Raw genomic sequence first — 23,193 nt, 5'->3', positions numbered from 1 at the left:
CGCGGGTGACAGGTCCCGACCACCCTATTGCCTCGCGCCGCCCGCACCGTCCTCACGCGTCGGGCCGCTCCCCGCGCGGCTGCGGCAGCACCGGCTGGAGGGCCAGCAGCCGCTCCACCAGGCGCAGGAACATCGCGGCGTCCCGCAGCAGATCGTCCGCGTCACGCCGGCCCGCCGCACCCGGTATGCCCGCCTCCGCACGGGCCCGGCGCCGGGCACCGGAGGCGAACAGCGCGCTCCACTCGGTCAGCTCGGGGGCGATCTCCGGGAGAACCTCCCAGGCGCTGCGGATTTTCTCGCGGCGCCGCCTGGAGGGCTCGGGGCGCCCCCGGACGGCGAGCACGGCGGCGGCGGCGCGCAGCGCGGCGAGGTGGGCGGTGGCATACCGCTCGTTCGGCACGTCGAGAACAGCTGCCTCTTCGAGGCCGGCGTGGGCCTGGGCGAGGAGATCGAGAGCGGCGGGCGGCGCAGTGGCACGCCGGAGAACGGGGTGGACGTCGTGCGCCGGACCGGTCGATGAGGGGGCAGGGCCGTCTGCGCGGCGTCGCGGGGCGGCTGCTGCGGACGAGTGGGCCATGACAGAACCTCCTGTCTCGTAACGGCTCGGTGGCCGTCTGTATCCATCGTGACGGCCCCCACTGACAATCGGTCCCGATCGCCGCCTGACCTGGAGTTTTGCTTCGATCGCAAGTTCGGGCTACCTTTTTTGCACTGACCAGTCAGTCTAAAGAAATGGGGCAGAGCTTGTGGACAGCCCGCACGGGGCCGCCGTCACCGCCGGGAATCTCGGGCTCAAGGGGCCGCGCGGATGGGCCTTCCGCGATGTGAGCTTCAGCGCCGGGCCCGGCTCCCTGATCGCGGTCGAGGGCCCCTCCGGCTCCGGCCGCACCTGCCTGCTGCTCACCCTCACCGGCCGGATGCGCCCCTCGGAGGGGCACGCCGAGACCGGCGGACTGCGCCTGCCGCGCCGGGCGGCCGCCGTACGGCGCATCGCCGCACTGGGGCCGGTGCCGGGGGTCAGCGAGCTCGACCCGGCCTTCACGGTCGCCGAGCACCTGCGCGAACGCGCCCTGCTCCAGCGCCGCTACGACGGCTCCCCGCGCGCCCTGCTGCGCCCGCGCCGCGAGCGCGCCGCCACGGCCGGGGCCCGGATCGACGCGGCGCTGGACGCTGCCGGGCTCGACCCCGCCACCCTGCCCAAGGCGGAGCGGACCCGCGTACGGGATCTGGAGCGGCTGGAGGCGCTGCGGCTCTCCGTCGCCCTCGCGCTGATCGGGCGGCCGGCGCTGATCGCGGTGGACGACGCCGATCTGAAGCTCTCCGACGCCGAACGCGCCGAGGCCTGGGAGCTGCTGCGCTCCCTCGCCGCCGGCGGTACGACCGTGCTGGCCGTGTGCAGTGGCCCGGCTCCGGAGGACGCGGTGACCGTACGCACGGGAGCCGCGAGGACGGCCGAAGCCACCACGGGCACCACCGGCACCACCGCCACAGCACCGGCGGACTCCACGGACACAGCCACGGACACATACACAGCCACAGACACGGACGACGAAGGGACCGCCGATGCGCTCGCCGCGACTGGCCGCTCTTGAGCTGCGGCGCTTCGGCCGGGGCAGGCTGCCGAGGGCCGCCCTCGCCGCCCTCCTGCTGCTGCCGCTGCTCTACGGCGCCCTGTACCTGTGGTCGTTCTGGGACCCGTACGGCCGCTTGGACCGCATCCCGGTCGCCCTGGTCAACGACGACAAGGGCGCCGCCGCCGAGGGCAAGCGCATCGAGGCCGGGGACGAGATCACCGGCAAACTGCTCGACTCCAAGGTCTTCGACTGGCACGAGGTCAGCGCCAAGGAGGCCGACAAGGGCGTCGAGGACGGTACGTACTACCTCTCGCTGCGCATGCCGTCGGACTTCAGCGAGCGCATCGCCTCCAGCTCCGGGGACTCCCCCGAGACCGGCGCGCTCCAGGTGCGCACCAACGACGCCAACAACTACATCGTCGGCCAGATCTCCCGCACGGTCTTCTCCGAGGTCCGCACCGCCGCCTCGGCCGACGCCTCGCGCGGCTTCCTGGACCGGATCTTCATCAGCTTCTCCGATCTCCACGACTCGACGGCGAAGGCCGCCAAGGGCGCCGACGATCTCCAGGGCGGGATCGGCAAGGCGAAGAAGGGCTCCAAGGACCTCGCGGACGGGCTCAAGGACGCGAAGGCCGGCAGCAGCCGGCTGGCCGGCGGCATCGTCAAGCTGAACACCGGCGCGGGCGACCTGAAGACCGGCTCGCACCAGGTCGCGGACGGCACCCAGCTGCTCGCCGACAAGGTGAACGGAGTGGCGGCCGACATCCGCCCGTTCCTCAAGGACAACGGGAAGTCGATCGGGGACACCGCCCGGCTGGTGGCCGATTCCTCGCAGACCGTACGGGACAACCTCGACGTGCTGGTCAAGGCCGCGCCCGCCGCCGCCACCGCGGCGCACACGGCGTCCGACGATCTCACCGCCGTCCACCGCACCCGGTGCGAGGAGCAGCCCCTTCCCGACGCCACCGTCTGCGCACCGCTCAAGCGGGCCGTGGCGGCGGCCGCCGATGTGGCGGCCGTGGCCGACGACGTGAACGTCCTGGTGACGAACCAGCACGGGGACCTCAAGACGCTCCGGGACCAACTGGCCACCCTCCAGAAGCAGGCCGACGCCCTCGCCGAGCGCTCACCGCACCTGGACGAGGACCTGAACGGCGCGGTCAAGAAGATCAACGCGCTCAACACCGGTGCCCACAAGGTCGCCAAGGGCGCCGCCCAGCTGCACACCGGGCTGGCCACGGCCCAGACGGGTTCGGCCGAGCTGAACACCGGCGTGGGCGACCTGAAGAAGGGCGCGACGAGCCTGGACAGCGGGATGATCCGGCTCAAGGACGGCTCGGCCACCCTCGCCCAGGGCCTCAATGAGGGGGCCGGCAAGATCCCCGACTACGACAAGAAGGACCGCGACGCCCGTACCGGGGTGATGGCCGACCCGGTGCAGCTGGCCTCCCAGTCGCTGCACGCCGCCCCGAACTACGGCACCGGCTTCGCGCCCTACTTCATCCCGCTCTCCCTCTGGGTCGGCGCGATGGTGGCGTACATGCTGATCCAGCCGCTGAACCGGCGCGCGCTCGCCGCCGGGGCCCCGGCCTGGCGGATCGCCCTCGCGGGCTGGCTGCCGGTGGCCGCGATCGGTCTGCTCCAGGTGGCCGCCCTGATGTCCGTACTGCACTGGGGTCTCGGACTGCAGATGGTCCGGGCGGCCGGGACTGTCGGCTTCCTGGCGTTGGTGACCTGCTGTTTCGCCGCGATCGTGCAGTGGCTGAACGCCCGCTTCGGGGCGGCGGGGCGCATCCTCGTGCTGGCCGTGCTGATGCTCCAGCTGACCTCGGCCGGGGGCACGTACCCCGTCCAGACCAGTCCGGGCTTCTTCAACGCGATCCACCCCTACCTGCCGATGAGCTACGTCGTCGAGGGGCTGCGCCGACTGATCACGGGCGGCGGGCTCGGCCCGGTCTGGCAGGGCTGCGCGGTGCTGGCGGCCTTCACCGCGGGCGCTCTCGCGCTGACCGCCGTCTCGGCGCGCCGCAAGCAGATGTGGACCGTGGACCGGCTGCACCCGGAGCTGAGCCTGTGAGCACCCCGGGACCTGTGAGAATCAGGAGCATGGAAAGCAGTAGCACCACGCGCCGCCAGGCCACCCGGCAGAAGCTCTACGAGGCGGCCGTGACCCTCATCGCCGAGAAGGGCTTCTCGGCCACCACCGTGGACGAGATCGCCGAACGCGCCGGGGTCGCCAAGGGCACGGTCTACTACAACTTCAAGAGCAAGACCGAGCTGTTCGAGGAGTTGCTGCGGCACGGCGTCGGGCTGCTCACCGCCTCGCTGCGTGCGGCGGAGGAGGAGACCGACGCCCGGGGCGGCAGCCGGGTCGAGGCGCTGGACGCCATGATCCGGGCGGGTCTGGCCTTCATCGACCGCTATCCCGCCTTCACCCAGCTGTACGTGGCGGAGCTCTGGCGCACGAACCGGGCCTGGCAGGCGACCCTGCTGGTGGTGCGTCAGGAGGCCGTCGCCGTGGTCGAGGGAGTGCTCAGGGAGGGAGTCGCGGGCGGCGAGCTCAGCGAGGAGATCGACATCCCGCTGACGGCGGCCGCGCTCGTCGGCATGGTGCTGGTGGCGGCGCTGGACTGGCAGGCGTTCCAGCCGGAGCGGTCGATCGACGACGTGCACTCGGCGCTGTCCCTGCTGCTGCACGGGCGCGTCAGCGGGCGCTGACCCGCCCATGCCGCCGGCCTGCGGGCTCCGGCGGTCCGGACGCACGACGACGCCGGTCAGACCGGGCCCGATCCCCCCGGGCCTCGCCTGACCGGCGTCATCCGTGCTACCGGAGAGCCTCCCCCGTGACCCCGTTCGTTCCCCCGTGGTCCCGGGCCCTCCGTCGCTGCCCCCGTTCGGACGGGGCACCGCGCCTGTTCCGCCGCCCCGTGCCGGCGGTACCGTCGCGGCGCCCCTCCCGTGGTCACCACTCTGCCGTCCAAGCAGGTGGCGGCCCATCCGCGTCCCTACTCATCTCGTCTCCTAGGTACGGATACTCAGAGCTGCGCACCGAAGCCCTCCCCAGCCCGTACGCCAACTGATTACGATCGCCTGCGTGTCCGTACTCCCCCTGGTGTTCACAAGCGGCTGGGCGAGCGGGATCAACGCCTACGCGGTGGTCCTCCTCCTCGGCATCTTCGGCGCGACCGGTGTGAGCGACGAGGTGCCCGCCTCGCTCCAGCGCACCGATGTGCTCGTCGTGGCCGGTGTGCTCTTCCTGTGCGAGCTGGTGGCCGACAAGATCCCTTACGTAGACTCGGTCTGGGACACCGCCCACACCGTCATCAGGCCGGTCTCCGGAGCGGTCGTCGCGGCGCTGCTGGCGGGCGGGGACGGTTCGCTGCCGGAGCTCGCGGCCGGGGCCGTCGGCGGTTCCACCGCGCTGGTGAGCCATCTGGTGAAGGCGGGCACCAGGATGGCGGTCAACACCTCGCCGGAGCCGTTCAGCAATATCGCCATGAGCACGGTCGAGGACCTGGGCGTGGCCGGCGTCGTCACGTTCGCCATATTCCATCCCTGGATCGCGGCCACCATCGCCGGGACGCTGCTGGTGCTCGGTCTGGTGATACTGGCCTTCCTGGCCTCCCGCATCCGCCGGTTCCTGCGCCGCAGGGCGCAGCGGCGGGAGGAGAAGCGGCCGGCCGCCGTCCCTTCCCGGTGGCCTGACGGCTGATCCAGCTGGCCTGACGGCTGAGCTGTCGGTGGCGGCCGTTAAGGTCGCTGCCATGGCACGTATTGCGGTGATCGGCGCCGGGATGGGCGCGATGTCGGCGGCGGCCCGGCTGGCCGTGGCAGGCCACCGGGTGACGGTGTACGAGCGCTCCGAGACCTTCGGCGGCTCGCTCGGCCGCCATGCCCGGGGCGGCTTCGCGTTCGACACCGGACCCTCCCTGCTGCATCTGCCCGCGGTCTACCGCGACCTGTTCGTGAAGACGGGCAAGGAGCCGCTGGAGCGGTGCGTCACGCTGTCCCAGGTCGATCCGGCGAGCCGTCATGTCTTCGCGGACGGCACCTCGGTGTCGCTGCCGAACGCCTCACGGTCCGGAGTCGTCACTGCGCTGGACGCGGCGCTCGGGGACGGTGCGGGTGCGCGCTGGGGCGCGTTCCTGGACCGGGCCGGGGATGCCTGGGACCGGTCCAGGCGGCCCTTGCTGGAGGAGCCGTTGCGCCCCGACTGGCAGGTGCTGGCCCGTGATCCGTACCCGGCCCCGGTGCGGCGGCGGCTGCTGCGCCCGGCGTTGCGGGCCGGCACGGTGGCGGAGGTGGGTTCCTGGGAGCTGGCGGACCCCCGGCTGGCCGCCCTGCTCGACGGGTACGCGCTGTCCTACGGCCTGGATCCGCTGCACGCCCCGGCGAGCGCGGCCCTGCTGCCGTACATGGAGGAGACGTTCGGCAGCTGGTACGTCTCCGGTGGCATGCGGGCGCTGGCGCGGGCGGTGTACGAGCGGTGCCTGGCGCGCAGGGTGGAGTTCGTCTTCGGTGCCGAAGTGGCCCGGGTGGTGGAGAAGGACGGCCGGGCGGCCGGTGTGGAGCTGGCCGACGGGACGGTCGCGGAAGCCGCCCATGTGGTCCTGGGCGCCCAGCCGCGACCGGGGCTGATTCCCGGTCAGGAGATCTGGCGGGACGGCGATGTGACGGTCCAGCCCCGGCCGGGCGGCGCCGGGGCGACGGGCCGGTTCCTGGTGCTGCTGTCGCTGCGCGGCGCCCGCCCCTCCGATGCCGTGCACCGGACGCTGGTTCATCCGACGGACGGGGCGGCCGAGCGCGCGGCGGTGTTCGGTGGCCGGCTCGCCGAGCACCCCACGGTGACGGTGCTGCGCCCCGACGACCCCTCGACCCGTCCCGACGCGGACCACGAGGCGGTGACCCTGATGGCGACGGTCGCCCCGCACGGCGCGGTGGACTGGACGGACGCCGCGCTGCGGAAGCGGTACGCGGACACCCTGATCGACGCGGCGGACGCGGCCGTGCCGGGCCTGCGCGAACGCGTGCTCCACACGGAGGTGCGGACGCCCGCGGAGACCGAGGCGGAGACCGGCGCGGCGGGTGGCGCGGTTCCCCCGCCCGCACTGGCCGGGGCCGGGGGCGGGTATCTGCACGCGGGCAACAGCACCCGGCTGCCCGGCCTGCTGCTGGCGGGCGGCTGGTCGCATCCGGGCGGCGGGCCGGCGCACGCGGGGATGTCGGGGACGCTGGTCGCGGGGCTGATCGTCGAGGGGGACGGCTTCCGCGGCTCGCAGTGAGCCGGGCGTCGCCCGAGCGGGAGCGGCGCCGGGTACCGTCCCGGCGGCCGTCGCGGGCTCAGTAGCGGTACTGGTCGTTGTGGCCGGTGTCGTAGCCGTTCGGGTACGGGGCCGGCTCGGCGGGCTGCTCCGGGGGCAGCGGGGCGTAGTGCTGCTCGCCCTCGCGCTGCTGCGGCACCCAGACCCCGCCCGGAGGCGTCTCGGGGGCGTACTGCTCGGACGGGGCGTACGGGTCGGCGTACTGCGCCCCGCCGCCGTTGCTGTCGTGGTTCCCGTAGCTGTCGTACGTGCCGTACTGCGGGGCGCCCGCGGTCGTGCCGGTGCCGATGTACGGGTCGGAGTAGGCCGCGTACTGCTGCCCGGAGGTGCCGTAGTCGTACTGCCCGGCTCCCGCGTAGCCGTCCTGGCCCGCGTAGGTCTCCTGGCCGGGGTAGCCGCCCTGGCTGCCGTAGGGCTCCTGGCCGCCGTAGGCGTCCTGGCCCTGCGCCGGGTACGCGGAGTAGTCGGTGTAGGGCTCGTAACCGGCGTACTGCGGCCGGCCCTGGGGCTGTTCGGGTCCCTGGTGCTGCTGCTGTTCCTGCCGGGGCCGGGAGTCGGTGTAGACGCCGTACTGGCCGGTGTCGTCCGGCAGGGGCTCCGGCTCGTAGACCGCCGCCGGGCCCTGCGGGGCGTGGGACGGCTCCGGCGGCGTGGAGCCGGGCTCGTACTCCGTCTCCAGGTCAGAGACCTGCAGCCGGGGTTCGCGGTCGGGGCTTCCACGGCGGCGGCGGCTCTCGCCGGGGCTGCCGCCTATGGCCCAGCCGGTCGAGAACCCGCGCCGGAACGAGAGCGTGACGTACGTCTGGCCCGTCGCGAAGGCGATCGCGCCGATCACGATCACGGGCACGGACGGCATCAGTACACCGATGACCACACCGACGAAACCGGTGAAGGCGAGCAGGCGCCAGCGGAGTCGCGCCTTGTACTGGAGCAGCACCTCTCCGAGCAGCCACAGCGCAACGATGCCGAACGCGATGTAGAGGACCGTCCAGCCCATGCCCGCCCCCTTCTACGGCCGCCGCCCCGGAGCTCGGCGGGTACGGCCGGTCACGACTGCCTGTGCAGTCCGAGATTTTCGTAGATTTCGAGCGTCGCCGTCGAGTTGTTCAGCGTGATGAAGTGCAGCCCGGGGACACCCTCGGAGAGCAGCTTCGCGCAGAACCGCGTTGCGAAGTCGATGCCAATGGAGCGTACAGCGGCGGGATCGTCCTTGGCGGCGAGGATGCGTTCTTTCAGGGCTGTGGGCAGCGTCGCGTTGCTGAGCTGCGCGAATCGCTCCAATTGCCGGACGCTCGTGAGGGGCATCACCTCGGGAATGACCGGAGTTTCGCAACCGGCGGCGACCACCCGGTCACGCATCCGCAGATAGTCCTCCGGGTCGAAGAACATCTGGGTGATCGCGTAGTCCGCGCCGGCGCGGCACTTGTCCACGAAGTGCCGGATGTCGGTGTCCCAGTCGGCCGAGCGCGGATGCATTTCCGGGAAGGCCGCGACGCCGACGCAGAAGTCGCCGGACTCCTTGATCAGCCGGACGAGATCCGCCGCGTACCGCACGCCCTGCGGGTGCTCGACCCACGGACCCATCGGATCGCCGGGCGGGTCACCGCGCACGGCGAGGATGTTCCGGATCCCGGCGTCCGCGTACTGGCCGATCATGTTGCGCAGTTCGGCGATGGAGTGGTTGACCGCCGTGAGGTGCGCGACCGGGGTGAGGGTGGATTCGGCGGCGATGTCCTGGGTCGCCTTCACCGTCCCGGCCCTGGTGGACCCGCCGGCTCCGTACGTCACCGAGACGAAGCTCGGGCCCACCGCCTCGATCCGGCGCAGCGCGTTCCAGAGGTTCCGTTCACCCTTCTCGGTCTTGGGCGCCCAGAACTCGAACGAGTGCAGGGTCTTGCCGGTCGCGAGCATCTCGCGCACGGTGCGCGCGCGATCTGTCCTGGTGGAGGGTGTACCGAAGGCCATAACGGCAGGTTAACCAGGGCGTGACGGCGACCCAACCGAACTGGCGAGATTTGCCCGAATTGACCGGTTCTTGTCCACGCTTCGGACACCGATGTCCCAAACACGTCCCCGGAAGGCCGGCGGATCACGCGTCGGCGCGCGCCCGGATCCTTTCGGCCAGCTCGGCGGCGGCGGCAGCCGGATCCGACGCCTCGGTGAGGGCACGTACGACGACGACGCGGCGCGCTCCGGCGTCGAGCACCTCGTCGAGGTTGCCGGCGTCGATGCCGCCGATGGCGAACCAGGGGCGGGCCGGGGCGAGCGAGGCGGCGTAGCGGACGAGGTCCAGACCGGGTGCGTGGCGGCCGGGCTTGGTCGGAGTGGGCCAGCAGGGGCCGGTGCAGAAGTAGTCCACGCCGGGCTCGGCCACGGCGGCGTCGACCTCGGCCTCGGCGTGCGTGGAGCGGCCGATGACGACGTCCTGGCCGATGATCGCGCGGGCGGCGGGCACCGGCAGGTCACCCTGGCCCAGGTGCAGCACGTCGGAGCCGATGGCGTGAGCCACGTCGGCCCGGTCGTTGACCGCGAGGAGCTTGCCGTGCCGCCCGCACGCCTCGGCGAGGACCGCGAGGTGTTCGAGCTCCTCGGCCGCCTCCATCCCCTTGTCGCGGAGCTGGACGATGTCCACTCCGCCGGAAAGCACCGCGTCGAGGAACTCGGGGAGGTCTCCCTGGCGCCTTCGGGCGTCCGTGCACAGGTACAGCCGGGCGTCGGAGAGCGGTGCGCGAGGCTTGGGCATGGCGAGGTTCCCCCGGGGAGCGATGACGTCGGTCAGGTGGCGCGGAGGGATGCGGACCGCACGGCGCGGCCCGCATCCCGGTACGGCAAAAGGTCAGACGGCGAGCGCCTGGGCGCGGCGCTTCACCTCCGTGCCGCGATTCTCACTCAGCGCCTGCGCGGGCGTGCCCGGCAGGCTCGGGTCGGGGGTGAAGAGCCATTCCAGCATCTCCTCGTCGGAGTAGCCGTCGTCCCTCAGGAGCGTCAGGGTCCCCGAAAGGCCCTTGACCACCTTGTCGCCGTCGATGAAGGCGGCAGGCACCTGGAGCGCCCGGTTCTCACCACGTCGTACGGCGATGAGCTGGCCCTCCTTGACCAGCTGCCGTACACGCGTCACCTGGATATCGAACATTTCGGCGATATCGGGAAGGTGGAGCCAGGCAGGGACGAGAGCATCGATCTTTGCGTCAATCTCGGTCACGGGACAAGCCTGCCATCCCGGACTGACAGCCGACACCCGGACTCCGCCCTTGGGGGCCTCGCGCACCCCGTCGGCGGTGCGGCCGGGGCCTGATCCGCCGGACAGGCCCTACTGGCGTACGGCCGACTTCAGCGGCACCGAGGCGTCACCGGCCAGCCGCGGATCGAGCGGCGTCCCCGCCTCGATGAGCTTGCGTCCCTGGATCAGGTCGCGCGGCCGGCCGACGGAGAGCACGGCGGCCAGGACACCGCCTCGCAGCCAGCACACGGACCAGGCGGGACCGTCCGGATCGCCGCGCCACAGCAGGGTGTCGGCGCCCTCGTGGTAGCCCGCGTACTGCACGAACCTGCCGAACTGCTCGGACCAGAAATAGGGCACGGGGTCGTAGGCGGGCGGCTCCGACCCGTCCGGCGACGCCCCGATGATGTGGGCGGCCGCGGTCCGCGGCCCCTGGAGCGCGTTGTCCCAGTGGTGGACCAGCAGCCGCGCCCCGTAGCGCGCGGAGGGGAAGGAGGCGCAGTCGCCCACGGCGTACACGTCGGGCAGCGAGGTGCGCAGCGCCGCGTCGGCGGTCACAGATCCGTCGGGCCCGAGTGCGACGCCGGAGCCGGCCAGCCATCCGGTGGCGGGCCGTGCGCCGATCCCCACGACGACGGCGTCGGCCGGCAGGGCGCGGCCGTCCGCCAGGAGCACCCGGCCCGGCTCGACCCCGGCCACCCGCGCCCCGGTCAGCAGCGTGGCGCCGCTCTCCGCGTACCAGGCGGCCATCGGGGCGGCGACCTCGGCGGGGAGGGCGCCCGCGAGGGGGCGTTCCGCGGCCTCGACGACGGTGACCTCGCAGCCTGCGGAGCGGGCCGCGGTGGCGAACTCGGCGCCGATCCAGCCCGCGCCGACGACCACGACGGTGTGCCCCGCGTCCAGGACGGGCCGCAGCCGCGCCGCGTCGTCCAGGGTGCGCAGCAGATGGACCCCCGGCACCCCCTCGGAGCCGGGCAGCACGACGGGTTCGGCTCCGGTGGCGATGACCAGGACGTCGTAGGGGACGGGCCCCTGCGAGGTGTCCAGCTCGTGGTCCGCGGCGCGCAGGCCCGTGACCTCGCGGCCCAGCCGCAACTCGATGCCGAGTGTCTCGAAGTCGATGTCGAAGGCGGATTCCTCGGCCTTGCCGAGCAGCACCGCCTTGGACAGCGGTGGACGGTCGTAGGGCTGATGGGGTTCGGCGCCGATGAGAGTGAGGGCGCCGGTGAAGCCCTGTTCCCGCAGGGCCACCGCCGTCTGCACACCCGCCATGCCCGCGCCGACGACGACCACCCGCCGCCCGGCCCGCTCCGACTGCCGCTCCGGCCGCTCTGCCCGCTGCTGCTCGTTCACCCGACCACCTTAATCAACTGACGGTCCGTCAGGAAAGGGGTTCCTCACCGTCCTCGTACCACCGGCCTCCTGCTTTACCCGTCCAGGGAGGCTGGGTCTAGGGTGGCTGACGTAAAAGACTCGCGGGAGCCCGGACGTACCGGGCTGAGAGGGAGGCTGGACGGCCTCCGACCGTACGAACCTGATCCGGGTCATGCCGGCGAAGGGAGGGGCTGGATGCCCATGCCTGTCCACCACGAGAGCGGCTACGAGGTCCTCGTCATCGGGGGCGGGATCATCGGCCTGGTCACCGCCTGGCGGGCCGCCCAGCGCGGTCTGACCGTCGCGGTCGTCGATCCGGAGCCGGGCGGCGGGGCCGCCGGGGTCGCGGCCGGAATGCTGGCCGCCGTCACCGAACTGCACTACGGCGAGGAAATGCTGCTGGGGCTCAACCTGGCCTCCGCCGCGCGCTATCCGGCGTTCGCGGCCGAGCTGGAGGCGGCGAGCGGGCAGGACATCGGGTTCCGCGCCTGCGGCACCCTGGCCGTCGCGCTGGACACCGACGACCGCGCCCATCTGCGGGAGCTGCACGAGCTGCAGCGCCGCTCCGGGCTGGAGTCGCAGTGGCTCACCGGCCGGGAGTGCCGGCGCCTGGAACCGATGCTCGCGCCGGGCGTACGCGGCGGACTGCGGGTCGACGGCGACCACCAGGTCGACCCGCGCCGGCTGTCCGCCGCGCTGCTGACGGCGTGCGAGCGGGCCGGGGTCGTCTTCCACCGGCAGCGGGCAGAGCGGCTCTCCGTGGTGCGCGACCGGGCCACCGGGGCGGTACTGGCCGATGGTTCCGAGCTGCCGGCCGATCAGGTCGTGCTCGCCGCCGGCAGCCTCAGCGGCCGGCTCGCGGAGGTGCCGGAGCACGTCCGGCCACCCGTCCGCCCGGTCAAGGGCCAGGTGCTGCGGCTGACCGTACCCACCGCGTACGCCCCCTTCCTCAGCCGCACCGTGCGGGCCGTGGTCCGGGGCAGCCACCTCTACCTCGTGCCGCGCGAGAACGGCGAACTGGTGGTCGGCGCCACCAGCGAGGAGATGGGCTGGGACACCACCGTCACGGCGGGCGGGGTCTACGAGCTGCTGCGCGACGCCCACGAGCTGGTGCCCGGCATCACCGAGCTGCCGCTCACCGAGACCCGGGCCGGTCTGCGCCCCGCCTCCCCCGACAACGCCCCGCTGCTCGGCCGCACCGCGCTGCCCGGCCTCCACCTCGCCACCGGCCACCACCGCAACGGGGTGCTCCTCACCCCGGTCACCGGTGACGCCATGGCCCGGCTGCTGGCCGAGGGCGAGCTGCCCGAGGTGGCCCGCCCCTTCTCCCCCGGCCGCTTCCCGGCCGCCGCCCCCGTACGACAGGAGCAGCCCGCATGACCGCGCCCACCTCACTGGCCGTCTCCGTGAACGGCGAGACCGTCACCGTCGCCGCCGGCACCACCCTGGACGTCCTCGTCGCGACCCTGACCGAAGCGCCCTCCGGGGTCGCGGCGGCGCTGAACGAGACCGTCGTGCCGCGCGGCCAGTGGTCCGGCGCGGCGCTCGCGGACGGCGACCGGGTCGAGGTCCTCACCGCGGTCCAGGGAGGCTGACCGTGTCCGACGACCTCTTCACCCTCGGGGACACCACCTTCGGCTCCCGGCTGATCATGGGGACGGGCGGGGCGCCCAGCCTCGATGTGCTGGAGCGCGCGCTGACCGCCTCCGGCACCGAGCTGACCACCGTCGCGATGCGCCGCCTCGACCCGACCGTGCAGGGCTCCGTGCTCTCCGTACTGAAGAAGCTCGACATCCGGGTGCTGCCGAACACGGCGGGCTGCTTCACCGCGGGCGAGGCCGTGCTCACCGCCCGGCTGGCCCGCGAGGCGCTCGGCACCGACTGGGTCAAGCTGGAGGTGGTGGCCGACGAGCGCACCCTGCTGCCCGACCCGGTCGAGCTGCTGGACGCCGCCGAGATCCTGGTGGACGACGGGTTCACCGTGCTGCCGTACACCAATGACGACCCGGTGCTGGCCCGGAAGCTGGAGGACGTGGGGTGCGCGGCCGTCATGCCGCTCGGCTCCCCGATCGGCTCGGGCCTGGGCATCCGCAATCCGCACAACTTCCAGCTGATCACCGAGCGGGCCGGGGTCCCGGTGATCCTGGACGCGGGCGCCGGTACGGCCTCGGACGCGGCGTTCGCCATGGAGCTGGGGTGCGCGGCTGTGATGCTCGCCTCGGCGGTGACCCGGGCCCAGGAGCCCGAGCTGATGGCCGCCGCGATGCGGCACGCGGTGGAGGGCGGGCGCCTCGCGTACCGGGCGGGCCGGATCCCGCGCCGCCACTTCGCCGAGGCATCGTCGCCGGTGGCGGGGCGTGCGGCGCTGGACCCGGAGCGCCCGGCGTTCTGACGCAGGGCCCCGCGGCACCGGATCGCGTGTCCCTGTCACGGCTCGGCTGCAGTACTGCCCCGGGATCGCCCCGGGCAGTCGGTGGTGTCCGTGGCGGCTCGTAGACTCGCTGCGTGGATACGACCCTCCAGGACCCTCTCGTCGGGCAGCTGCTCGACGGCCGCTACCGCGTCGATGCCCGCATCGCCGTGGGCGGCATGGCCACGGTCTACCGGGCCATGGACACCCGCCTCGACCGGGTGCTCGCCCTCAAGGTGATGCACCCGGCGCTCGCGACCGACGCCTCGTTCGTCGAGCGCTTCATCCGCGAGGCCAAGTCGGTGGCGGGGCTCGCGCACCCCAATGTGGTCGGGGTCTTCGACCAGGGAGCCCAGGGTCAGTACGTCTACCTGGCCATGGAGTACGTCGCGGGCTGCACGCTGCGCGATGTGCTGCGCGAGCGCGGCGCGCTGCAGCCTCGGGCCGCGCTGGACATCCTGGAGCCGGTGCTCGCCGCGCTCGGCGCCGCGCACCGGGCCGGATTCGTACACCGGGACATGAAGCCGGAGAACGTGCTCATAGGCGACGACGGCCGGGTCAAGGTCGCGGACTTCGGCCTGGTACGGGCCGTGGGCACGGTGACCAACACCACCGGCTCCATCCTGGGCACCGTCTCCTATCTCGCCCCCGAGCAGATCGAGCACGGCACCGCGGACACCCGCGCCGATGTGTACGCGTGCGGCGTGGTGCTGTACGAGATGCTCACCGGCGCCAAGCCGCACACCGGGGAGTCCCCCGCCCAGGTCATCTACCAGCACCTCAACGAGGACGTCCCGGCCCCCTCCACCCTCGTCCCCGGGCTCGCGCCCGAGCTGGACAGGCTGGTCGCGAGCGCCACCGCGCGGGACCGCGAGGTGCGGCCGTTCGACGCGGTCGCACTGCTCGCCGAGTCCCGCGAGGCCCGCGCCGGGCTCACAGAGGCCCAGCTGGACGCCGTACCGCCACAGGCCCTGGCGGAGGTGCGCGACGCCGCGGAGGACCGCACGAGCGTGATCCCGAGGGTGCTGCCGCCCGGTCAGGGCACCGCCCACCACACCAGCCGGCTGGAGACGCCCCCGCCGCTGCCGCCTGAGCGGCCCGCCCGCCGGGCCGGGTTCCTCGGCGGCCCCCGGCGCGGCATCATCGCCTCGGTCGTCGCGGTGCTGCTGGTCCTCGGGATCGGCGGCGGTGTCTGGTACATCAACTCCGGACAGTTCACCCACGTCCCCCGGGTGCTCGGCCAGAGCGAGAAGGCGGCCAAGGAGCGGCTGTCGGACGCCGGCCTGGAGCTGAAGGGCGTGGAGCGCGCCTACAGCGACACCGTCGAGCGCGGCAAGGTGATCGACAGCGACCCGAAGTCGGCCGCCCGGATCCGGGGCAACGGCTCGGTGAGGCTCGTCGTCTCGCGCGGGCCCGAGATCGTGAAGGTGCCCGATGTCGAGGGCGTCAAGCTGGCCGAGGCCAAGCGGCAGCTGACGAAGGCGGGCCTGGTGCCCGGCATGACCACCAAGGAGTTCAGCGAGGACGCGGCGGCCGGTGAGGTGGTGCGCACGGACCCCGAGGCCGGTGCCGAGCGCCACCCGGACACCGCGGTCGCACTCGTCGTCTCCAAGGGCAGCCCGGTCGACGTCCCCGACGTCACCGGCCTCTCCGTCGAGGACGCCACCGACGCGCTGGACGATGAGGGCCTGAAAGCCAAGGTGCTGCCGGGCCGGGTGAACTCCCCCGAGGACGCGGGCGACGTCGCCAAGCAGTCCCCCGCCGAGGGCAAGGAGGCCGCCGAGGGCGACACCATCACGCTGACGGTCTCCAAGGGCCCCCGCATGATCGACGTGCCGGACGTCACCGGCAAGGACGTGGACGACGCCCGGAGCGAGCTGGAGGACGCGGGCTTCGAGGTCAAGGTCGACCGCCCGTTCCTCTCCTTCAGCGACACGATCGCGAGCCAGTCCGTCGACGGCGGCGACCGGGCGCCGGAGGGCAGCACCATCACCATCAAGACCAAGGGACTGTAGGGCCTTATGCGCAACCCCGTCGGTGGCCACGTGCCGGTGGCCGGTGGCCTGGCCAAGGTCGGCCTCCCCTACGCCCGGGAGATGGGCGCGGAGGCCGTCCAGGTCTTCGTCGCCAATCCGCGCGGCTGGGCGACGCCCGCGGGGAACCCGGCGCAGGACGAGCGGTTCCGGGCCGAGTGCGCCGCCGCGTCCATGCCCGCCTACGTACACGCCCCGTACCTGATCAACTTCGGCTCGCACACCCCGGCGACCGTCGAGAAGTCCGTGGACTCGCTGCGCCACTCCCTGCGCCGGGCCCGCGAGATCGGCGCTCTGGGCGTCGTGGTGCACACCGGCTCCGCGACCAACGGCAGGCCGCGCGAGGAGGCGCTGGCCCAGGTACGCACACACCTGCGGCCGCTGCTGGACGAGCTGACGCACGAGGACGACCCGTTCCTGCTGCTGGAGTCGACCGCGGGCCAGGGCTTCTCGCTCTGCTCGCGGACCTGGGACTTCGGCCCGTACTTCGAAGCGCTCGACGCCCATCCGAAGCTTGGCGTCTGCCTCGACACCTGCCACATCTTCGCGGCGGGACACGATCTGGCCGGTCCCGGCGGGATGAAGGAGACGCTGGACCTGCTGGTGGAGACGGTCGGCGCGGGCCGGCTCCAGCTGATCCACGCCAATGACTCCAAGGACGTGGCCGGTGCCCACAAGGACCGGCACGAGAACATCGGCGCCGGTCACATCGGTGAGGAGCCGTTCCGGGAGCTGTTCTCCCATCCGGCCACCGAGGGCGTACCGCTGATCATCGAGACGCCGGGCGGCAAGGAGGGCCACGCGGCGGACGTGGCCCGGCTGAAGGAGCTGCGCGGCCGGAGCTGACCGCGCTCAGCCCGTGGTGAGGTCAGAGCTCGGGGCCGTCCCCGGGCTCCTCCTGGTAGGAGTAGCGCTGCTCCTTCCACGGATCGCCGACGTTGTGATAGCCGCGCTCCTCCCAGAAGCCGCGGCGGTCGGCGGTCATGTACTCGATGCCCCGGACCCACTTGGGGCCCTTCCAGGCGTAGAACTGCGGAACCACGAGCCGGAGCGGGAAGCCGTGCTCCGCGGTGAGCAGCTCGCCGTCCTTGTGGGTGGCGAACAGGGCCCGTTCCGCCGTGAAGTCGTCGATCCTGAGGTTCGAGCTGAATCCGTATTCGGCCCAGACCATCACATGGGTGACTTGGGGCGCGGGCGGTGCGAGGGCGACGACGTCGCGGACGAGCACCCCGCCCCACTCGGCGCCGAGCATGCTGAATTTCGTCACGCAGTGCAGATCCGCGACGACCGAGGAGAACGGCAGTTCCGAGAATTCCTGATGGTTCCAGCAGTGCTTGTCGCCATCGGCGGTGGCCCCGAAAACGCGGAATTCCCAGCGCTCGGGTTTGAACTTCGGCACCGGTCCGTAATGGGTGACCGGCCAGCCTCGCTGAAGTCGCTGCCCCGGCGGAAGCTCGGACTGCTCTGCTGCGCGGTTTTCCCGGCTTTCCGGCTGACCCATGACTCCATGGTGACAGACAGGCAGGGGTGGTCATGACCAGCACAGAGACGATTCGGGCATGCCTTACTAAGCATGTACTTACTGGACGGCCACCGGGTGCGATGCGAAGATGCGGCCAACTTGCCCAGTTCACCGGTTGGAAGGAGCCTCTGCGATGCAGGGCGACCCCGAGGTCCTTGAGTTCCTGAACGAGCAGCTGACCGCCGAATTGACTGCCATCAATCAGTATTTCCTGCACGCGAAGATGCAGGACAACTTCGGCTGGACGAAGCTCGCGAAGTACACGCGCTCCGAGTCGTTCGACGAGATGAAGCACGCCGAGATCCTGACCGACCGGATTCTGTTCCTCGACGGACTGCCGAACTACCAGCGGCTCTTCCACGTCCGGGTGGGCCAGACGGTCACCGAGATGTTCCAGGCGGACCGCCAGGTCGAGGTGGAGGCGATCGACCGCCTCAAGCGCGGCATCGAGCTGATGCGCGCCAAGGGCGACATCACGTCCGCGAACATCTTCGAGTCGATCCTGGCCGACGAGGAGCACCACATCGACTATCTCGACACCCAGCTGGACCTGGTCGAGAAGCTCGGCGAGCCGCTGTACATCGCGCAGCTGATCGAGCAGCCGGAGAGCTGACCCGGCTCAGGCGGCTTCGGGGAAACCGGCCGCAGGTACGGGAGCGGTGCCCGTGTCGAGACGCTCGACGGTGCCGGCCGGCTGCTTCTGGTCGAGCAGTTCGCGGCGCGGACAGGCGCCGCGGCCGAGCATCGCCTGGATGGTGCGCACACAGCCGCCGCAGTCGGTACCCGCCTTGCAGGCGGAGGCTATCTGGCGGGGCGTGCAGGCGCCGGCTTCCGCATGCTTCTTGACCTGCTGCTCCGTAACGCCGAAGCACGAGCAGACGTACATGCGGTTTCACCTCCCGGCGGGACGAGGTCGTGGCGGCCGCCCCGATAATCGGTGAGGCTAACCTAACCTTACCCGCCACTCAAGGGCGGTAAAAGCCCCGGAACGCCCTGTGGGGCACGGATCACATCGATCCGTGCCCCACAGTCGTACGTGTGCCACCTGCCGTGACGCCTACTGGTCCCGGTACATCTCGGCGACCAGGAACGCGAGGTCCAGCGACTGGCTGCGGTTGAGCCGCGGGTCGCAGGCCGTCTCGTAACGCTGGTGCAGATCGTCCACGAAGATCTCGTGGCCGCCGCCGACGCACTCGGTGACGTCGTCACCGGTGAGCTCGACGTGGATGCCGCCCGGGTGGGTGCCCAGGCCCTTGTGCACCTCGAAGAAGCCCTTGACCTCGTCCAGGACGTCGTCGAAGCGGCGGGTCTTGTGGCCGGACGCGGCCTCGAAGGTGTTGCCGTGCATCGGGTCGGTGACCCAGGCGACGGTGGCACCGGAGGCGGTGACCTTCTCGACCAGCTCGGGGAGCTTGTCGCGGACCTTGTCGGCGCCCATCCGGACGATGAAGGTCAGCCGGCCGGGCTCGCGCTCGGGGTCGAGGCGGTCGATGTAGCCGAGCGCCTCGTCGACGGTGGTCGTCGGTCCGAGCTTGATGCCGATGGGGTTGCGGATCTTCGAGGCGAACTCGATGTGCGCGCCGTCCATCTGGCGGGTGCGCTCACCGATCCACACCATGTGGCCCGAGGTGTCGTACAGCTCGCCGGTGCGCGAGTCGGTACGGGTCAGCGCCGACTCGTAGTCCAGCAGCAGGCCCTCGTGCGAGGCGTAGAACTCGACGGCCTTGAACTCGGCCGGGTCGGTGCCGCACGCCTTCATGAAGTTCAGCGCGCTGTCGATCTCGCGGGCCAGTGCCTCGTAGCGCTGGCCGGACGGGGACGACTTCACGAAGTCCTGGTTCCAGGCGTGCACCTGGCGCAGGTCGGCGTAACCGCCGGTGGTGAAGGCGCGCACGAGGTTCAGCGTGGAGGCGGACGCGTGGTACATCTGCTTCAGCCGGTCCGGGTCCGGAACGCGCTCGGCCTCGGTGAAGGCGAAGCCGTTGACGGAGTCGCCGCGGTAGGTCGGCAGGGTCACGCCGTCGCGGGTCTCGGTCGACTTGGAGCGGGGCTTGGAGTACTGGCCGGCGATCCGGCCCACCTTGACGACGGGCACGGAGGCCGCGTAGGTGAGGACGGCGCTCATCTGGAGCAGCGTCTTCAGCTTGGCGCGGATGTGCTCGGCCGACACGGCGTCGAAGGCCTCGGCGCAGTCACCGCCCTGGAGCAGGAACGCCTCGCCCTTGGCGACGGCTCCCATGCGGGCGCGCAGCTGGTCGCACTCGCCCGCGAAGACGAGCGGCGGATACGACGCGAGGTCCGCGAGTACATCGCGCAGCGCCTCGGAGTCGGGGTACTCGGGCTGCTGCGCCGCGGGAAGGTCTTGCCAGGTGTTGCCACCGGCGACGGAGGTATTGGCGTTCACGGTCACGGGTCCCACATTACGGGGTCGTGTCGAGTGCTTTTTCTGGTGCTCAGTGACTGAGACGGCTGACGTGGCGCGCCAGTGACCGGGGACACAGCCGGGTGCCGGCGCGTCTGCGGCCGCCTCGCTTCCCGATCGTGGGTTATGGTTCAGCCATGTTCGCGCACTCGACCCGTAATTGGTGGTGGACCGCTCATCCGGCGGCCCACTGACTGCGCGTACACAGAACGCAGAGGCCGCCCGAGGGGCGGCTTTTTTCCGTTTTCACGGGCCGTTCCTCCCAGCTGATCCCACTGGAAGGAACCCGGCATGACGCCGCACACGACCCCGCACCCGGCACCGCACACGCTCGTCCAGCGACTCCTCGGTGCCGACTGCCCGCCGTTCGCCCTGCTCCGCAGGCGCACCCCAGGCCATGACCACGACACCGTCGAGGTGCTGATCGGTGAGGTACGGGAGGTGGACCGGCTGGCGGACCTCCCGGTCGGTGAGCGGCCCTCGCTCGCCCTGGTCCCGTTCCGGCAGATCGCCGAGCGCGGCTTCGATGTGCGGGACGACGGGACGCCGCTGTCCGTACTGGTCGCGGACGAGACGTACACGCTGCCGCTCGACGAGGCGCTGGAGCTGCTCCCCACGCATGAGGTGCGGGTCAGGGACGGTGCGTTCGACGTTCCGGACGAGGAGTACGCCGGGACCGTCCGGCGGGTCATCGAGGACGAGATCGGCCGGGGCGAGGGCGCGAACTTCGTCATCCGGCGGACCTTCCGGGGCGAGATCCCCGGTTTCGGGCGGGCGGACGCGCTGGCGCTCTTCCGGCGGCTGCTGGCGGGCGAGCGGGGCGCGTACTGGACGTTCGTCGTGCACACCGGGGCCAGGACGCTGGTCGGCGCCAGTCCGGAGGTGCATGTGCGGATGTCGGGCGGGACGGTCGTGATGAACCCGATCAGCGGCACCTACCGCTACCCCGCGGAGGGGCCGACCGCCGAGAACCTGCTGACGTTCCTCGGCGACCGCAAGGAGACGGAGGAGCTCTCCATGGTGGTCGACGAGGAACTCAAGATGATGTGCACCGTCGGGGACATGGGCGGGGTGGTGATCGGCCCCCGGCTCAAGGAGATGGCCCATCTCGCGCACACCGAGTACGAGTTGCGCGGACGCTCCTCGCTGGATGTGCGCGAGGTGCTGAAGGAGACCATGTTCGCGGCCACGGTCACCGGCTCCCCGGTGCAGAACGCCTGCCGGGTCATCGAGCGGTACGAGTCCGGCGGGCGCGGCTACTACGCGGGCGCGCTGGCCCTCCTGCGGCAGGGCCCGGACGGGGCGCAGACGCTGGACTCACCGATCCTGATCCGGACGGCCGACATCTCGCCCGAAGGTGAGCTGCGGGTGCCGGTCGGCGCGACGCTGGTGCGCCACTCGGACCCGGAGAGCGAGGTGGCGGAGACCCACGCCAAGGCGGCCGGCGTGCTGACCGCGCTGGGGGTGCGGCCGGGCCGTCCGCGCGCGGAGGAGACCCGGCCGCTGCTGGCCGCCGACCCCCGGGTGCGGGCGGCGCTGGACGCCCGGCGGGACGGGCTCGCGCCGTTCTGGCTGCGGATGCAGGAGCGCACCGACGAGCTGTCCGGCCATGCGCTGGTCATCGACGGCGAGGACACGTTCACCGCGATGCTCGGGCATCTGCTGCGCGCTTCGGGGCTCGACGTGTCGGTGCGCCGCTACGACGAGCCGGGGCTGCGCGAGGCCGTACGGGCGCACGAGGGGCCCGTGGTGCTGGGCCCCGGGCCGGGAAATCCGGGCGATCAGGACGATCCGAAGATGCGGCTGCTGCGGGCGCTCGCGGCGGAGCTGGTCCGGGACCACCGGCACGGGCTGCTGGGGGTGTGCCTGGGCCACGAGCTGATCGCGGCGGAGCTGGGCCTCGACATCGTCCGCAAGGCGGTGCCGTACCAGGGTGCGCAGACCCGGATCGAGCTGTTCGGGCGCCCGGAGACCGTCGGCTTCTACAACAGCTTCACCGCGCGCTGCGACGAGGCCTCGGTCAGCGAGCTGGCGGCGCACGGCATCGAGGCGAGCGTGGACGGGGCGACCGGGGAGCTGCACGCGCTGCGCGGGGACGGCTTCGCCTCGGTGCAGTTCCACCCGGAGTCGGTGCTGACCCTGCGCGGCGCGGGGATCGTGGGCGAGTTGCTGGCAGGGCTGCCGGTGCGGGGCTGAGGGAGCGGGTTCAGGGGGCGGGCGCCGCGGGGACCAGGACGTTCTCGCTGCGTCGGCCGGCCACGTAGTCGTCGATGTTGCGGACGGTGGCGTCGATGATCTGGCCGACCGCGTCCTGCGTGTAGTACGCCTGGTGCGAGGTGACGATGACGTTGGGGAAGGTGACGAGCCGGGCGAGGGTGTCGTCGTCGACGCCCTCCAGGGACTTGTCGAGGAAGAAGAGCCCGGCCTCGGCCTCGTACACGTCGAGTCCGACGCCCAGGAACCGGCCGGCCCGCAACTCCCCGACCAGGGCCGTGGTGTCGACGAGCCCGCCCCGGCTGGAGTTGATCAGGATCGCGTCGTCCTTCATCCGGGCCAGGGCCTGTCTGCCGATGACGTGGTGCGTCGCGGGGAGCAGCGGTACGTGCAGGCTGATCAGGTCGGACTCGGCCAGCAGCTGCTCCTTCGCCACGTAGCGCATGCCCAGCTCGACGCAGGCCGGGTTCTCCGCGACGTCCCAGCCCAGCAGATTCATGCCGAAGCCATGGGCGATCCGGGTGAAGGCCTCGCCGATCTTGCCGGTGCCGATGATGCCGGCCGTGCGGCCGTGCATGTCGCGGCCGAGGAGCCCGTCGAGGCGGAAGTCGAAGTCGCGGGTGCGGCTCGCGGCCCGGATGACGCGGCGGTTGACCGCCATGGCGAGGGTCCAGGCGAACTCGGCGACGGCGTACGGGGAGTAGTAGGAGACCCGGGCGACGCGCATGGCGAGGCGCTCCGCGACGTCCAGGTCGATGTTGTTGAAGCCGGTGGAGCGCTGGGCGATCATCTGGGTGCCGCCGGCCGCGAGGGTCTGCAGGACGGCGCTGCCCAGGTCGGCGTTGACGCTGGTGGAGACGGCCTCGTAGCCGGCCGCGAGGGGTGCGGTGTCCCGGTTCAGGAAGACGTCCAGGCAGCGGACCTCGTGCTTGCCGGCGAAGGCTTTCTCGATCAGCGGCTTCTCGTCGGACTGCACACCGAAGGCCAGGATTTCCACGACGTCTCCCGTGACGGATGCGGGCGGGGTGCCGGGGTCCGGACCCGCATTGGGGTGCGGGTCCGGGCCCCGGTCCGGTCCTCGCGAATATAAGGCCGGGGCGCCC

The 23,193-nt window shown here is 71.9% G+C and carries 23 protein-coding genes and 1 riboswitch; of the genes, 13 read left to right on the top strand and 10 right to left on the bottom strand.

Translation table 11 applies throughout. From position 1 onward, the window contains the following. Positions 1 to 52: 52 nt before the first annotated feature. Complete coding sequence (locus ACZ601_RS11735) at positions 53 to 577, bottom strand: SAV_6107 family HEPN domain-containing protein (protein WP_469536028.1); 525 nt, start codon at positions 575 to 577, stop codon at positions 53 to 55. Between the two features lie 169 nt (positions 578 to 746). Here ACZ601_RS11735 and ACZ601_RS11730 point away from each other — a divergent pair, with 169 nt between their 5' ends. The 5 genes from ACZ601_RS11730 (at position 747) to ACZ601_RS11710 (ending at position 6,856) form a co-directional block, all read left to right on the top strand. Beyond that, a complete protein-coding gene (locus ACZ601_RS11730; RefSeq protein ID WP_469536025.1) occupies positions 747 to 1,592 on the top strand; it encodes an ATP-binding cassette domain-containing protein in 846 nt (281 codons plus the stop codon). Continuing rightward, positions 1,564 to 3,651, top strand: a complete 2,088-nt coding sequence (locus ACZ601_RS11725) for a YhgE/Pip family protein (protein ID WP_469536023.1) — start codon at positions 1,564 to 1,566, stop codon at positions 3,649 to 3,651. Before ACZ601_RS11730 ends, ACZ601_RS11725 begins: the two co-directional genes overlap by 29 nt. Before the next feature lie 29 nt (positions 3,652 to 3,680). Continuing rightward, the gene (locus ACZ601_RS11720) at positions 3,681 to 4,292 is read left to right on the top strand and encodes a TetR/AcrR family transcriptional regulator (RefSeq protein ID WP_311306182.1); all 612 of its coding nucleotides are present in this window, start codon (positions 3,681 to 3,683) and stop codon (positions 4,290 to 4,292) included. 376 nt (positions 4,293 to 4,668) lie between these two features. Beyond that, entirely contained in the window at positions 4,669 to 5,286 is a 618-nt protein-coding gene (locus tag ACZ601_RS11715; RefSeq protein WP_469536020.1) for a DUF4126 domain-containing protein, read from the top strand. Positions 5,287 to 5,338: 52 nt separating this feature from the next. Further along, positions 5,339 to 6,856 (top strand): phytoene desaturase family protein, encoded by a 1,518-nt coding sequence (locus tag ACZ601_RS11710; RefSeq protein WP_469536017.1) that lies wholly within the window; start codon positions 5,339 to 5,341, stop codon positions 6,854 to 6,856. A 58-nt stretch (positions 6,857 to 6,914) separates the two neighbouring features. Here the strand turns inward: ACZ601_RS11710 and ACZ601_RS11705 are convergent, their stop codons facing one another. The 5 genes from ACZ601_RS11705 to ACZ601_RS11685 form a co-directional block, all read right to left on the bottom strand. Then, entirely contained in the window at positions 6,915 to 7,892 is a 978-nt protein-coding gene (locus tag ACZ601_RS11705) for a hypothetical protein (protein WP_469536016.1), read from the bottom strand. Between the two features lie 50 nt (positions 7,893 to 7,942). Continuing rightward, positions 7,943 to 8,860 carry a methylenetetrahydrofolate reductase [NAD(P)H] gene (gene metF, locus ACZ601_RS11700; RefSeq protein ID WP_440575350.1) on the bottom strand — a complete coding sequence of 306 codons (918 nt, stop codon included), beginning with the start codon at positions 8,858 to 8,860 and terminating at the stop codon, positions 7,943 to 7,945. 124 nt (positions 8,861 to 8,984) lie between these two features. After that, positions 8,985 to 9,638, bottom strand: coding sequence for a thiamine phosphate synthase (gene thiE, locus ACZ601_RS11695; RefSeq protein ID WP_469536012.1), 654 nt, complete (start codon positions 9,636 to 9,638; stop codon positions 8,985 to 8,987). A gap of 93 nt (positions 9,639 to 9,731) precedes the next feature. After that, the gene (locus ACZ601_RS11690) at positions 9,732 to 10,097 is read right to left on the bottom strand and encodes an Rv2175c family DNA-binding protein (protein WP_123526562.1); all 366 of its coding nucleotides are present in this window, start codon (positions 10,095 to 10,097) and stop codon (positions 9,732 to 9,734) included. 108 nt (positions 10,098 to 10,205) lie between these two features. Then, positions 10,206 to 11,387, bottom strand: a complete 1,182-nt coding sequence (locus ACZ601_RS11685; RefSeq protein ID WP_469536489.1) for an NAD(P)/FAD-dependent oxidoreductase — start codon at positions 11,385 to 11,387, stop codon at positions 10,206 to 10,208. 193 nt (positions 11,388 to 11,580) lie between these two features. Next, a riboswitch (TPP riboswitch) is annotated at positions 11,581 to 11,693 on the top strand. Here ACZ601_RS11685 and thiO point away from each other — a divergent pair. From thiO to ACZ601_RS11660, 5 genes are all read left to right on the top strand, one after another. Then, complete coding sequence (thiO, locus tag ACZ601_RS11680) at positions 11,691 to 12,869, top strand: glycine oxidase ThiO (protein ID WP_469536486.1); 1,179 nt, start codon at positions 11,691 to 11,693, stop codon at positions 12,867 to 12,869. It overlaps the preceding riboswitch by 3 nt. Then, the gene (gene thiS / locus ACZ601_RS11675; RefSeq protein WP_469536009.1) at positions 12,866 to 13,084 is read left to right on the top strand and encodes a sulfur carrier protein ThiS; all 219 of its coding nucleotides are present in this window, start codon (positions 12,866 to 12,868) and stop codon (positions 13,082 to 13,084) included. Before thiO ends, thiS begins: the two co-directional genes overlap by 4 nt. Before the next feature lie 2 nt (positions 13,085 to 13,086). After that, positions 13,087 to 13,881, top strand: a complete 795-nt coding sequence (locus tag ACZ601_RS11670) for a thiazole synthase (protein WP_440575207.1) — start codon at positions 13,087 to 13,089, stop codon at positions 13,879 to 13,881. A gap of 113 nt (positions 13,882 to 13,994) precedes the next feature. After that, positions 13,995 to 15,914 carry a Stk1 family PASTA domain-containing Ser/Thr kinase gene (gene pknB / locus ACZ601_RS11665; RefSeq protein ID WP_469536006.1) on the top strand — a complete coding sequence of 640 codons (1,920 nt, stop codon included), beginning with the start codon at positions 13,995 to 13,997 and terminating at the stop codon, positions 15,912 to 15,914. Positions 15,915 to 15,920: 6 nt separating this feature from the next. Next, entirely contained in the window at positions 15,921 to 16,778 is an 858-nt protein-coding gene (locus tag ACZ601_RS11660) for a deoxyribonuclease IV (RefSeq protein WP_469536004.1), read from the top strand. Positions 16,779 to 16,800: 22 nt separating this feature from the next. Here the strand turns inward: ACZ601_RS11660 and ACZ601_RS11655 are convergent, their stop codons facing one another. Beyond that, entirely contained in the window at positions 16,801 to 17,433 is a 633-nt protein-coding gene (locus tag ACZ601_RS11655; protein WP_469536001.1) for a sulfite oxidase-like oxidoreductase, read from the bottom strand. Between the two features lie 154 nt (positions 17,434 to 17,587). Between ACZ601_RS11655 and bfr the strand changes: the two genes are divergently transcribed. Then, positions 17,588 to 18,067 carry a bacterioferritin gene (gene bfr / locus ACZ601_RS11650; RefSeq protein WP_390090354.1) on the top strand — a complete coding sequence of 160 codons (480 nt, stop codon included), beginning with the start codon at positions 17,588 to 17,590 and terminating at the stop codon, positions 18,065 to 18,067. Between the two features lie 6 nt (positions 18,068 to 18,073). Here the strand turns inward: bfr and ACZ601_RS11645 are convergent, their stop codons facing one another. Together ACZ601_RS11645 and ACZ601_RS11640 are read right to left on the bottom strand one after the other, a co-directional pair. Continuing rightward, positions 18,074 to 18,340 (bottom strand): (2Fe-2S)-binding protein, encoded by a 267-nt coding sequence (locus tag ACZ601_RS11645; protein ID WP_440575211.1) that lies wholly within the window; start codon positions 18,338 to 18,340, stop codon positions 18,074 to 18,076. A gap of 171 nt (positions 18,341 to 18,511) precedes the next feature. Further along, positions 18,512 to 19,858, bottom strand: a complete 1,347-nt coding sequence (locus tag ACZ601_RS11640; protein ID WP_440575225.1) for a class II 3-deoxy-7-phosphoheptulonate synthase — start codon at positions 19,856 to 19,858, stop codon at positions 18,512 to 18,514. Between the two features lie 155 nt (positions 19,859 to 20,013). Here ACZ601_RS11640 and ACZ601_RS11635 point away from each other — a divergent pair, with 155 nt between their 5' ends. After that, positions 20,014 to 20,070 carry a trp operon leader peptide gene (locus ACZ601_RS11635; RefSeq protein ID WP_073735655.1) on the top strand — a complete coding sequence of 19 codons (57 nt, stop codon included), beginning with the start codon at positions 20,014 to 20,016 and terminating at the stop codon, positions 20,068 to 20,070. Between the two features lie 97 nt (positions 20,071 to 20,167). Further along, positions 20,168 to 22,072: an anthranilate synthase family protein gene (locus tag ACZ601_RS11630; RefSeq protein WP_469535998.1), complete on the top strand. Its 1,905-nt coding sequence runs from the start codon at positions 20,168 to 20,170 to the stop codon at positions 22,070 to 22,072. Between the two features lie 10 nt (positions 22,073 to 22,082). Here ACZ601_RS11630 and ACZ601_RS11625 read toward each other — a convergent pair whose 3' ends face one another. After that, the gene (locus tag ACZ601_RS11625; RefSeq protein ID WP_469535995.1) at positions 22,083 to 23,087 is read right to left on the bottom strand and encodes a 2-hydroxyacid dehydrogenase; all 1,005 of its coding nucleotides are present in this window, start codon (positions 23,085 to 23,087) and stop codon (positions 22,083 to 22,085) included. Positions 23,088 to 23,193: the final 106 nt, after the last annotated feature.

Source organism: Streptomyces sp. NPDC104307, from assembly GCF_055584045.1.
The sequence above is the reverse complement of the archived record's forward strand: the minus strand, read 5'-3'. Positions and strand labels throughout refer to the sequence as shown.

Bases quoted from the DNA above. Each gene is read 5' to 3' on its own strand.
- bfr (WP_390090354.1), top strand. From the start codon at position 17,588: ATGCAGGGCGACCCCGAGGTCCTTGAGTTCCTGAACGAGCAGCTGACC.
- ACZ601_RS11685 (WP_469536489.1), bottom strand. From the start codon at position 11,387: ATGGCGGGTGTGCAGACGGCGGTGGCCCTGCGGGAACAGGGCTTCACC.
- ACZ601_RS11705 (WP_469536016.1), bottom strand. From the start codon at position 7,892: ATGGGCTGGACGGTCCTCTACATCGCGTTCGGCATCGTTGCGCTGTGG.
- ACZ601_RS11725 (WP_469536023.1), top strand. From the start codon at position 1,564: ATGCGCTCGCCGCGACTGGCCGCTCTTGAGCTGCGGCGCTTCGGCCGG.
- ACZ601_RS11710 (WP_469536017.1), top strand. From the start codon at position 5,339: ATGGCACGTATTGCGGTGATCGGCGCCGGGATGGGCGCGATGTCGGCG.
- ACZ601_RS11645 (WP_440575211.1), bottom strand. From the start codon at position 18,340: ATGTACGTCTGCTCGTGCTTCGGCGTTACGGAGCAGCAGGTCAAGAAG.
- ACZ601_RS11655 (WP_469536001.1), bottom strand. From the start codon at position 17,433: ATGGGTCAGCCGGAAAGCCGGGAAAACCGCGCAGCAGAGCAGTCCGAG.
- thiO (WP_469536486.1), top strand. From the start codon at position 11,691: ATGCCTGTCCACCACGAGAGCGGCTACGAGGTCCTCGTCATCGGGGGC.
- thiE (WP_469536012.1), bottom strand. From the start codon at position 9,638: ATGCCCAAGCCTCGCGCACCGCTCTCCGACGCCCGGCTGTACCTGTGC.
- ACZ601_RS11735 (WP_469536028.1), bottom strand. From the start codon at position 577: ATGGCCCACTCGTCCGCAGCAGCCGCCCCGCGACGCCGCGCAGACGGC.
- ACZ601_RS11630 (WP_469535998.1), top strand. From the start codon at position 20,168: ATGACGCCGCACACGACCCCGCACCCGGCACCGCACACGCTCGTCCAG.
- ACZ601_RS11720 (WP_311306182.1), top strand. From the start codon at position 3,681: ATGGAAAGCAGTAGCACCACGCGCCGCCAGGCCACCCGGCAGAAGCTC.
- thiS (WP_469536009.1), top strand. From the start codon at position 12,866: ATGACCGCGCCCACCTCACTGGCCGTCTCCGTGAACGGCGAGACCGTC.
- ACZ601_RS11660 (WP_469536004.1), top strand. From the start codon at position 15,921: ATGCGCAACCCCGTCGGTGGCCACGTGCCGGTGGCCGGTGGCCTGGCC.
- metF (WP_440575350.1), bottom strand. From the start codon at position 8,860: ATGGCCTTCGGTACACCCTCCACCAGGACAGATCGCGCGCGCACCGTG.